Source organism: Variovorax glucosi (assembly GCF_051216695.1).
Classification (GTDB): Bacteria; Pseudomonadota; Gammaproteobacteria; order Burkholderiales; family Burkholderiaceae_C; genus Variovorax.
Map to the genome: position 1 here is coordinate 1 of NZ_JBPJZE010000366.1, position 1,058 is coordinate 1,058.

Genomic DNA, 1,058 nt, shown 5'->3' on the forward strand with positions numbered 1-1,058 from the left:
GAGCAACGGTTCATCAAGCCATGCCTTCTGGTGTCCGGAAGCCATCCTTTTGCCAAGCGAGCCTTCGTGGACATCAGCGAGTGCGGCGATGAAGAGATGGCATTGCCGGATGAAACGCTGACCATCCGCGGCAGCTATGTAAGGATGTTTGCAAAGGCGAAGATCAAGCCGCGCGGTGTCATGGTGACGAACTCTTTCGAGTTGATGCGTGCGTCGGCCGCCACAGGTCTTTGCGTCGCAATCGTCAACAAATACTTCGGTGGTTCAACACCGCCACGTGGCCTGAAGTACGTGCCGCTGCGGGGTAAGGGCGTCGAGAAGTGGCCGCTTAACATCTGCGTTCACACGGACCGCAATCTCCCGGTCGCAGTTCGCATCTTTCTTGAGCATCTGCAAGAGGCCGTGCGGCGCGCCACTGCGGACGACTGATTCGACGCTTCTCCGAGCGCAGAACGGTGAGAGAGGCCATGGATTGCTTCGATCTTTTTTTCGCCTCTGATCGCGTCACTCGCATGTAGATTTCAGCGTGCCAGATATTCGAACGCACTGAGCTGAATTTCATGCTTTAGGTCTAAGTGCGAACGTGCTCCACTGCGCATCAAGTTGAACAAGGAGACTTCATGCCGCGCCATTCATCCGTTCGTCTCTGCCGGTGCTTGCTCCGTAAATGGGCATTCGCTGTGTTGGCCCTTTATCTCGTCACGGTGGGGCATACGGTTCAGGCACAGGACCGCCCGCTGAAGAAGGTCACCATTGCTGTAGGAAGCCAGGTTCTCAACATCAGCTATCCGTGGCTGATGATGCCGTTGGCGTTGGGCTATTGGAAACAGGAGGGCTATGACGTCAACGTCATCGGTGTCTCCGGATCCGCCCAGGCGCTGCAGCAACTTGCATCTGGTGGCATCGAGTTTGCGGAGCTGAATGCCACGAACCTGATCCAGGCGAACACGGATGGAAATGCGAAAGTTCGCGGCGTGATGGGGAACGGTGTCATCGACTGGGGTTTGGCGGTCATCGACGGTGGCGCGATCACCGACGTCAAGGACCTCAAGTCCAAG

The 1,058-nt window shown here is 56.8% G+C and carries 2 protein-coding genes; both read left to right on the top strand.

Annotated features, from left to right (window positions below):
- The coding region (locus tag ACSFA3_RS25720) for a LysR family transcriptional regulator substrate-binding protein (protein WP_435508144.1) at window positions 1–429 on the top strand (429 nt) is incomplete at its 5' end.
- 191 nt (window positions 430–620) lie between these two features.
- On the top strand, window positions 621–1,058 hold a 438-nt coding region (locus ACSFA3_RS25725; RefSeq protein WP_435508145.1), incomplete at its 3' end, for an ABC transporter substrate-binding protein.